Genomic DNA, 9,877 nt, shown 5'->3' with positions numbered 1-9,877 from the left:
GGCTCCCAGTAGACGACTGGGTTGATAGGCCGGATATGGAAGCCCTGTGAGGGGTGGAGTTGACCGGTACTAATAGGCCGAGGGCTTGTCCTCAGTTGCTCGCGTCCACTGTGTTGTTCTGAAACAACGACCGCCCTGCCGGCGGGTCGACAGTTTCATAGTGTTTCGGTGGTCATAGCGTGAGGGAAACGCCCGGTTACATTCCGAACCCGGAAGCTAAGCCTCACAGCGCCGATGGTACTGCAGGGGGGACCCTGTGGGAGAGTAGGACGCCGCCGAACAATCATTCCAAAAAGACCCCCTCCCACCCGGGAGGGGGTCTTTTTGCGTTACCCTCTGCCGACACACGACCGGAGCTCGGTGGAGAGGCGCGATCCGTTGCAGAACCTGACCCTTACCTGGCAGTCCGCCGGGGGCACCGCGGTCGCTCTCTACGGTGGTGCGTACGCGGCCGCCAGGGTTCGGCGGCCCGCGGTGTCGGCGCTGCTGCGGGAGGCCGGCACGCTGCTGGCGCTGTTCGCGCTCTGGCAGCTGGTGGGGCACCTGTCGGTGATGAGTTCGGACCACGCGCTGGACCGTGCGAACTGGATCCACCGCACGGAGCTCTCGGTCGGTCTGCCGGACGAGGCGTCCTGGCAGGCGGCGGTCACGCCGTACCCGGTGCTGGTGCGGCTGGCGAACTACTACTACGCGGTGATGCACTTCGCGGTGATGCTGGCGGTGCTGCTCTGGGTGTTCGTGCGGCACCGGGAGCGGTACGCGTGGGTGCGCAACACGGTGGTGATCACCACGGCGGTCTGTCTGCTGGTGCAGTTCATCCCGGTGGCGCCGCCCCGGATGCTGCCGCAGAACGGCTTCGTCGACGTGGCCGCCGAGTACGGGCAGTCGGTCTACGGGGGTGCGGTCGGCGGCGTGGTGGTGGCGGACCAGCTGTCCGCGATGCCTTCGGTGCACGTGGCGTGGTGCGTGCTGGCGGCGGTCGCGGTGGTGCGGGTGTCGCCGAGTCCGTTCCGCTGGTTGATGGTGCTGCACCCGGTGTTGACGGTGGCGGTGGTCGTGGTGACGGCGAACCACTTCTGGGCGGACGGCATCGTGGCGGTGGCGATCCTGCTGCTGGCGTACGTGGTGCTGGCGCTGGTGGCACGACGGCGGGGCCGGACCCCCGTCGACACGGTCGACACGGGAGCCCGGCCCCGGGCCCGCTCAACGGATCGGGCGGACCGGATCGATCGGGCGGATCGGGTGGGTCACGGCGATCAGCCGAAGCAGGTCATTTGACCGGCAGGGCGATCCGGCCCCAGGCACCGCCGCTCAGCGCGGAGGTGGCCCAGTACCAGGCGGAGGCACCGGAGACGGTCGCGACCCAGCCGGCGGCCTTGGCGAGACCGCTGTACTCGCCGAAGACGGCGATGGCGGAGAGCAGCAGGGAGACGGTCAGCAGGCCGTAGACGGCGCGGCTGAGCAGGCCGCCGTTCCAGCTGGCCGCCGTGAGGGTGAGGGCGAGCAGGGCCCACAGCAGCAGGAACAGGCCGGTGGCGTTCTTGCCTGCCCCGCCGGCCGCGGACCAGGTCGCCCAGAAGGCGCCGAGGCTGGTGAACGCGGTGCCGGTGAAGCCCTCGCCGCCGCGGAGCTGCCAGAGGCCCGCGATGAAGAGGGTGAGGCCGCCGACCAGGTGGGCGAGGTGGGCCGCGTCCCCGACTCCGGTGCCGCTGAGGATGCCGGTGGAGAGCAGGCCGTAGGCGAGCAGTGTGAGGCCGAGTGCGAGGTAGCCGAGGTTACCCGCGTCGGCTCCGGTGGAGCGGGTGTTTGTTGCCCCGGAAGCGTCGTTGCTCACCGGAGGCTCCTTTCACTCTGGGCGCGCGCAGGGCGCAGCGAACGCAGTGGGGTGTGTTCGAAGGCAGAGGTGTTCGACCACAGACGTGTCCGAACGCAGTGGTGTGGTCCGATGAGTGAGTGGATGCGCGCGACCGCGCCGAGGGCGCACGGCTGGAGCGTGCGACGGCTGCGGTCAGAAGTGATGGGCCAGCGGGAGAGCCGCTGGTCGCGTCCCCGCCGGGGGATTCCCCGGTGAGATCGGTGTACCCGGCACAACCCGCTTGTACCCTTGTGAATCGCACAATTTGTGACGTCGTCAGCTGTGGAACGCTCACGGTTGGCCCTGGCGGGGGGCCCGATTCAACAGGTTCGGTCAGGCGGTGCGCTGGGCGGGTACCCGCAGCGTCAGGATGGCCATGTCGTCGGACGGCGGTTCCGGGGCGAAGCGTTCGACCGCGCGCTGCACGCGCATCGCGACCGCGCCGGCGGTGAGGCCGGTGCAGCCGGTGAGCACCTCGGCGAGGCCGTCGTCGCCGAGCATCCGCCGGCCCTCGCGGCGTTCGGTGACGCCGTCGGTGACGCACAGCAGCACCTCGCCGGGGGCGAGGACCAGGTGTTCGGCGGTGAGGTCGAGGTCCTCCATGACGCCGAGCAGCGGCTGCGGGGTGGCGGCCCGGTCGACCTGGCCGTCGGTGCGCAGCCGCAGCGGCAGCGGGTGGCCGGCGCAGACCAGGGACAGTTCGGTGCTGCCGTCCGGGCGGGGCGTCAGCTCGCCGTAGAGCAGGGTGAGGAAGCGGCTGCGCGAACCCTCGTCCAGGATGGCGGTGTTGAGGCGGCTGAGCACCTGCGGGGCGTCCAGGCCCTCGCGGGCGAGCAGGCGCAGCGAGTGCCGGGCGAGGCCGGTGACCGAGGCGGCCTCGGGGCCGGTGCCGCAGACGTCGCCGATGGCGAAGCCGTAGGTGCCCTCGCGGATGGTGAACAGGTCGTAGAAGTCGCCGCCGACCTCGTTGCCCTCGCCCGCGGCCTGGTAGTAGACGTCCACCTCGACGCCCGGGATCTCCGGCAACTCCGGTGGCAGCAGGCTGCGTTGCAGGGCCTGGCTGGTGGCGGTGCGCTCGGAGTAGAGACGGGAGTTGTCGAGGGCGAGGGCGGCCCGGCGGGAGAGGTCCTCGGCGAGCTCGAGGATCTCCTGGCGGAAGCGGACGCCGGTCGGGACACCGAGGGTCAGCAGGCCGGTGACCCGGTTGCGGGCGGTCAGCGGCAGGACGACGGTCTCGCCGAGCAGGCCGGCGAGTTCGGGGCTGTCGGTGAGCCCGCCGGCGGCGGCGGTCTCGGCGGGCGCCGGCCAGAAGCGGACGCCGTGGGTCGGGCCGGCCTCCGGGACGGGCGTCTTGCCGAGCAGTTCGCGCAGCGCGTCGATCCGGTCCTCGTCCTCGTGCAGGACGAAGGCGAGGCCGGGCGAGGAGCCGTGGTCGCCCTTGGTGTAGACGGCGCACCAGGAGGCCAGGGTGGGGACGGCCATCTGTGCCATCAGCGCGAGGGTCTGCTCGTGTTCGAGGGTCCCGGCCAGCAGGTCGGAGGCCTCCACGAGGAAGGAGAGCGAGCCGCGGCGCAGCCGTTCGAGCTCGGTGAGCCGGGTGCTCTCGACGGCGAGGGCGACCCGGTCGGCGGCGAACTGCAGGCGCAGCGCGTCCTCGTTGTCGTAGCGGCCGGGTGCGGCGGTGGCGATGCCGAGCGAGCCGATCAGCCGGCCCTCGACCTTGAGCGGGACGGTGACCAGCGAGCGCAGGCCGCTGCCGGTGAGCAGGGGCAGGCCGGCCGGGCGGGCGGAGAGGTCCTCGTGGACGGTGGGCAGCCGGGCCGAGTCGTAGCGGTTGCCGCCCTCGACCGGGAAGCGGGCGTGCCGGCGGTGCCCGCTGGCGAGGCCGGTGGCGGCGCGGACCTCGAACTCGGTCTCGTCCTCGGTGGTGAGCAGCAGGTACGCGGCGTCGGCGTCGAGCAGGTCGCGGGCGCGTTCGACGGTGCGCTGGAGCAGGGTGTCGAGGTCGTCGGTGGCGACCGGGCCGGCCAGCAGGTCGAGCCGGGGGCCGGCCGGGTCGGTGCGCTCGCCGGGCAGGGCGCGGGCGGGGGAGCGGAGCACCGCGCGGTCGGGTTCGAGGACGAGCAGACAGAGGGTGGAGGGGACGCCCTCGGTGTCGCGCACGCGCACCTGGACGCCGTACACCTCGACCTCGCGGCCGTCCGGGCGCCGGACGTGGTACCCGCCCTCCCAGCGGGCCAGCCGCAGGGTGTCGGTGAGGCCGGGGCCGCGCCCGGCGGACTGCGGCCACACCGCGAGGTCGGCCCAGGGGCGGCCGAGGACGGTGCCGGCGGGGTACTGGAACAGGGCCTCGGCGTCCGGGTTCCAGGCGAGGACGCGGCCGTCCTCGTCGAGCTGGACGACGGCGACGTGCACCGGGCCGGGGCCGCTGGGCAGGTCGCTGCCGGGGGTGGCCGGGACGGCGTAGCGGGTGCCGGCGACGTGGGCGGGCAGGGCGAGCCGGAACCAGACGGTCTTGCGGCCCGCCGCGTACTCGACGCCCCAGCGCTGGGCGAGCGCGGAGCACATCAGCAGGCCGCGGCCGCCCTCGCCGTCCGGGTCGGCGTAGCGGTCGGAGGCGGTGACCGGGCCGTCGCCGAAGGTGGGCAGGCCGCGTTCCGGGTGGTGGTCGGTGACCTCGATCCGGACGGTCTCCTCCTCGCGCAGGCAGCAGACCTCGGCGGCGGTGCCGGCGTGCACGACGGCGTTGGTGACCAGTTCGCTGACCAGGACGACGGCGTCGTCGACGACCTCGGGCAGGCCCCAGCCGAGCAGCGCGTCCCGGACGAAGCCCCGGGCGGCGGCCGCGGACCGGCCGTCGGGGTCGAAGGTGGCGGCTGCGCGCGCGGTGACCACGTTGCCACTTCTCCTCTGCTGCTCTGGCCTGGCTGTCCGGGGTGCGGCGCCGACTCCCCGTGCGCGCCGTCGGCCTGGGCGGCGCCGCGGGGTCGGGTCGTGGCCCGGTGCAGCGCTCCACCCTACTTTCCGCTTGGTTCCCCGTGGGGGCGGGGAGTCGAAACAGGCACCTGAGGGTGATTCTGCCCACCTGTTTCGGTCGGGGCGCTACCTTCGGAGCGCAACCGGCCGTATACGCGCCGCCGCTGCTGCCAGACTGGGGGGTCCGCAACGGCCGGTGGGAGCAGTACGGTCGTGTGGGTGCCGGTGGCCGCGAGGACGGCCGGTACGCAGCCCAGCCGGGTCGGTGCCCGGGGCCGGGCCCGCAGGGGCGCGGTCGGTCACCGGACAGTTCACGATGTGGGAGGGGCCCGTTGAGTTCGGCCACCAAGGACGCAACCGGTACGACGCCGCCCGCGCAGCGCGGCGGACGCCCCGGGACCGTGCCGCGGAACGCGGCCGGCCGGCGGGCGGGCCACGGGCGGGGCGCGGAGCCCGCCGAGCTGCGCAAGCTGCTGGCCGCGCTGACCGCGATGCGGGACGGCAACTTCCGCCGCCGGCTGACGGTTCCGGGCGACGGACCGCTGGCGGAGATCGCCGCGGTGTTCAACGAGGTGGCCGAGCGCAACCAGCACCTGACCGGCGAACTGGCCCGGGTGCGGCGGGCGGTGGGCCGCGAGGGCCGGCTGAACGAGCGGCTGGAGACCGGCGCGGGCGAGGGCGCCTGGATGGCGGCGGTCGACAACTGCAACGCGCTGATCGACGATCTGGCCCGTCCGATGGCCGAGGTGGGCCGGGTGCTGACCTCGATCGCCGAGGGCGACCTGGACCAGAAGATGGAGCTGCGCTCGCTGCACTCCAACGGGGTGAGCCACCCGCTGCGCGGCGAGTACCTGCGGATCGGGCGGACCGTCAACGGGCTGGTGGACCAGCTCTCGGAGTTCACCGACGAGGTGACCCGGGTGGCCCGCGAGGTCGGCACCGAGGGCAAGCTCGGCGGTCAGGCCAAGGTCCGGAGCGTCTCGGGGAGTTGGAAGGACCTGGCGGACTCGGTCAACACCATGGCCGGCCGGCTGACCGCGCAGGTGCGCAACATCGCCCAGGTGACCACCGCGGTGGCCAAGGGCGACCTGTCCCGCAAGGTCACCGTCGAGGTGGCCGGCGAGATGCTGGAGCTGAAGAACACCGTCAACACGATGGTGGACCAGCTGAACGGCTTTGCCGCGCAGGTCACCAGGGTGGCCCGGGACGTCGGCACCGAGGGGCGGCTCGGCGGTCAGGCGCAGGTGCCGGGCGTGGCCGGGGTCTGGCGGGACCTCACCGACTCGGTGAACTTCATGGCCGACAACCTGACCGGCCAGGTGCGCAACATCGCCCAGGTGACGACGGCGGTGGCGCGCGGGGACCTCTCGCAGAAGATCGAGGTGGACGCGCGCGGCGAGATGCTGGAGCTGAAGAACACCATCAACACGATGGTGGACCAGCTCTCCGGCTTCGCCGAGCAGGTGACCCGGGTGGCCCGTCAGGTGGGTACCGAGGGGCGGCTCGGCGGCCAGGCGCAGGTGCCCGGGGCGGCCGGGGTGTGGCGCGATCTGACCGACAACGTCAACTTCATGGCGAACAACCTCACCGACCAGGTGCGCAACATCGCCCAGGTGACCACCGCGGTCGCCAAGGGCGACCTGTCGCAGAAGATCCAGGTGGACGCGCGCGGGGAGATCCTGGAGCTGAAGAACACCATCAACACGATGGTGGACCAGCTCTCCTCCTTCGCCGACGAGGTCACCCGGGTCGCCCGGGACGTCGGCACCGAGGGCATCCTCGGTGGTCAGGCGAGCGTGCCCGGGGTGTCCGGGACGTGGAAGGACCTGACCAACAGCGTCAACCTGATGGCCAACAACCTGACCAGCCAGGTCCGCAACATCGCCGAGGTGACCACCGCGGTGGCGCGCGGCGACGTGTCGAAGAAGATCACCGTCGACGCCCGGGGCGAGATCCTGGAGCTGGTGACGACCGTCAACACCATGGTGGACCAGCTGTCGGCCTTCGCCGACGAGGTCACCCGGGTGGCCCGCGAGGTGGGCACCGAGGGGATCCTGGGCGGGCAGGCCAAGGTGCGCGGGGTGTCGGGCATCTGGAAGGACCTCACCGACAACGTCAACTTCATGGCGTCCAACCTGACCGGGCAGGTGCGCAACATCGCCGAGGTGGCCGGCGCGGTGGCCCGCGGCGACCTCTCCAAGAAGATCTCCATCGACGCCCAGGGCGAGGTGGCGGCGCTCGCCGCGACCCTCAACACCATGGTCGACCAGCTCTCCTCCTTCGCGGTGGAGGTGACCCGGGTGGCCCGCGAGGTGGGCACCGACGGCACCCTGGGCGGCCAGGCGAGCGTGCCGGGCGTGGCCGGCATCTGGAAGGACCTGACCGACAACGTCAACCTGATGGCCAACAACCTCACCGGCCAGGTGCGCAACATCGCGCTGGTGATCACGGCGGTGGCCCGCGGCGACCTGTCGCAGAAGATCGACGTCGACGCGCGCGGCGAGATCCTCCAGCTCAAGACCAGCATCAACACCATGGTGGACCAGCTGTCGGCCTTCGCCGACGAGGTCACCCGGGTGGCCCGCGAGGTGGGCACCGACGGACGGCTCGGCGGCCAGGCCCGGGTGCCCGGCGTGGACGGCACCTGGCAGGACCTCACCGAGTCGGTGAACGAGCTGGCCAACAACCTGACCCGGCAGGTGCGCGCGATCGCCCAGGTCGCCACCGCGGTGACCAGGGGCGACCTCAGCCTGCGGATCGACGTGGACGCCGCCGGGGAGCTCGACGAGCTCAAGGACAACATCAACCAGATGATCGCCAACCTGCGCGAGACCACCCGCACCAACCAGGAGCAGGACTGGCTGAAGACCAACCTGGCCCGGATCTCCGGCCTGTTGCAGGGCCGCCGGGACCTGGAGGCCGTCGCCTCGCTGATCATGACCGAGCTGACCCCGGTGGTCTCCGCCCAGCACGGCGCCTTCTTCCTCGCCCAGCCGGCCGGCCGGACCGCCGAGCTGATCACCGAGGACGACGACGAGAACGACACCGTGCTGCGCCTGATCGGCAGTTACGGCTACCAGCGGCGGGCGATGCCGACCACCTTCCGCCCGGGCGAGTCGCTGATCGGCCAGGCCGCGGTGGAGAAGCGGGCGATCATCCTCAAGGAGGCGCCGCCCGGGTACCTCAAGATCGCCTCCGGCCTGGGCGAGGCCTCGCCGGCCCACATCGTGGTGCTGCCGGTGCTGTTCGAGGGCCGGCTGCTGGGCGTGATCGAGCTGGCCACCTTCAGCTCCTTCACCACCGTCGCGCTGGACTTCCTCAACCAGATCGCCGACCTGATCGGCGTCACCGTGAACACCATCAGCGTCAACACCAAGACCGAGGGCCTGCTGCTGGAGTCCCAGCGGCTCACCGCTGAACTCTCGATGAGGTCCGCCGAGTTGGAGGCGCGCCAGGAGGAGTTGGAGCGCACCAACGAGGAGTTGCAGGAGAAGGCCGAGCAACTCGCCCAGCAGAACCGCGACATCGAGATCAAGAACAGCGAGATCGAGGAGGCCCGGCAGGTCCTGGAGGAGCGCGCCGAACAGCTCGCCCTGGCCTCCCGGTACAAGAGCGAGTTCCTCGCCAACATGTCGCACGAGCTGCGCACCCCGCTCAACTCGCTGCTGATCCTGGCCAAGCTGCTGTCCGACAACAACGAGGGCAACCTCTCGCCCAAGCAGGTCGAGTTCGCCGACACCATCCACGGCGCCGGCTCCGACCTGCTCCAGCTGATCAACGACATCCTCGACCTGTCCAAGGTCGAGGCCGGGAAGATGGACGTCCGCCCGGCCCGGATCGCCCTGGTCCAGCTGGTCGACTACGTCGAGGCGACCTTCCAGCCGGTCGCGCTGGACAAGAACCTGGACTTCGCCGTCCGGGTCTCGCCCGCCCTGCCGGTCACCCTGCACACCGACGAGCAGCGGCTCCAGCAGGTGCTGCGCAACCTGATCTCCAACGCGGTGAAGTTCACCGACGCCGGCGCGGTGGACTTCGCGATCAGCCTGGCCGGTCCGGACGTCCCGCAGCACGTGCGCGAGCGGCTGCTGGAGTCCGGCTCGATCCAGGGCCCGGACGACCCGCTGATCGCCTTCGCGGTCTCCGACACCGGCATCGGCATCCCCGGCAACAAGCTGCGGGAGATCTTCGAGGCGTTCAAGCAGGCCGACGGCACCACCAGCCGCAAGTACGGCGGCACCGGCCTGGGCCTGTCGATCAGCCGCGAGATCGCCCGGCTGCTCGGCGGCGAGATCCACGCCGAGAGCGAGCTCGGCGCCGGCTCCACCTTCACGCTCTACCTGCCGCTGCGCACCGAGGCCCCGGACACGGCCGCCGCCGAGCGCCCCGTCGACCGGCCGGCCGTGCCGAACACCCCGACGCTGCGCGCCTCGGTGGGCGTGACCCCGGTCGGCACGCCCGTCCCGGTCGGCGAGAACCCGGCCGACCACTGGGCCCAGGAGGTCCGCGAGCTGGCCGAGGAGCGCCGCCGCGGCGCGATCGAACGCCGGCGCAGTGCCGCCCTGGACGCCGCCGCCGGGGCCCGCCCGGTGGAGCCCGCCCCGGTGCGCCCGCACCGCGCCGACACGCGCTTCGACGGCCAGCAGGTGCTGATCGTGGACGACGACGTGCGCAACGTGTTCGCCCTGACCAGCGTCCTGGAGCAGCACGGCCTGACCGTCCTGTACGCCGAGAACGGGCGCGAGGGCATCGAGATGCTGGAGCAGCACGAGAACGTGGCGCTGGTCCTGATGGACATCATGATGCCGGAGATGGACGGCTACGCGACGACCGAGGCGATCCGCCGGATGCCCCAGTACGCCGGGCTGCCGATCATCGCGCTGACCGCCAAGGCGATGAAGGGCGACCGGGAGAAGTCCCTGGAGGCCGGCGCCACCGACCACATCACCAAGCCGGTGGAGACCGACCACCTGCTCTCGGTGATGCGCGAGTGGCTGCGGACCGGCCGCGGCTGACCGTCCGGGGGCGTGAACCGCGGGGCGGACCCCG

At 71.9% G+C, this 9,877-nt stretch carries 4 protein-coding genes and 2 rRNA genes; 4 read left to right on the top strand and 2 right to left on the bottom strand.

The window, feature by feature from the left end; translation table 11 throughout:
- The 3 genes from ABTY15_RS13280 to ABTY15_RS13270 form a co-directional block, all read left to right on the top strand.
- Window positions 1-93, top strand: a 23S ribosomal RNA gene (locus ABTY15_RS13280); the annotation flags it as partial.
- Window positions 94-164: 71 nt separating this feature from the next.
- Window positions 165-281: ribosomal RNA gene (gene rrf / locus ABTY15_RS13275) — 5S ribosomal RNA — on the top strand.
- Between the two features lie 79 nt (window positions 282-360).
- The gene (locus ABTY15_RS13270; RefSeq protein ID WP_350581301.1) at window positions 361-1,278 is read left to right on the top strand and encodes a phosphatase PAP2 family protein; all 918 of its coding nucleotides are present in this window, start codon (window positions 361-363) and stop codon (window positions 1,276-1,278) included.
- Here the strand turns inward: ABTY15_RS13270 and ABTY15_RS13265 are convergent.
- Both ABTY15_RS13265 and ABTY15_RS13260 read right to left on the bottom strand, forming a co-directional pair.
- Window positions 1,271-1,834 (bottom strand): GPR1/FUN34/YaaH family transporter, encoded by a 564-nt coding sequence (locus tag ABTY15_RS13265; RefSeq protein ID WP_350581298.1) that lies wholly within the window; start codon window positions 1,832-1,834, stop codon window positions 1,271-1,273. The genes ABTY15_RS13270 and ABTY15_RS13265 overlap by 8 nt on opposite strands.
- A gap of 354 nt (window positions 1,835-2,188) precedes the next feature.
- A complete protein-coding gene (locus ABTY15_RS13260; RefSeq protein WP_350581295.1) occupies window positions 2,189-4,750 on the bottom strand; it encodes a SpoIIE family protein phosphatase in 2,562 nt (853 codons plus the stop codon).
- Window positions 4,751-5,232: 482 nt separating this feature from the next.
- On the opposite strand from ABTY15_RS13260, the gene ABTY15_RS13255 reads away from it, so the two are divergent.
- Window positions 5,233-9,843, top strand: coding sequence for a HAMP domain-containing protein (locus ABTY15_RS13255; protein WP_502893492.1), 4,611 nt, complete (start codon window positions 5,233-5,235; stop codon window positions 9,841-9,843).
- Window positions 9,844-9,877: the final 34 nt, after the last annotated feature.

The organism is Kitasatospora sp. NPDC097643 (assembly GCF_040302625.1).
Classification (GTDB): Bacteria; Actinomycetota; Actinomycetes; order Streptomycetales; family Streptomycetaceae; genus Kitasatospora.
The sequence above is the reverse complement of the archived record's forward strand: the minus strand, read 5'-3'. Positions and strand labels throughout refer to the sequence as shown.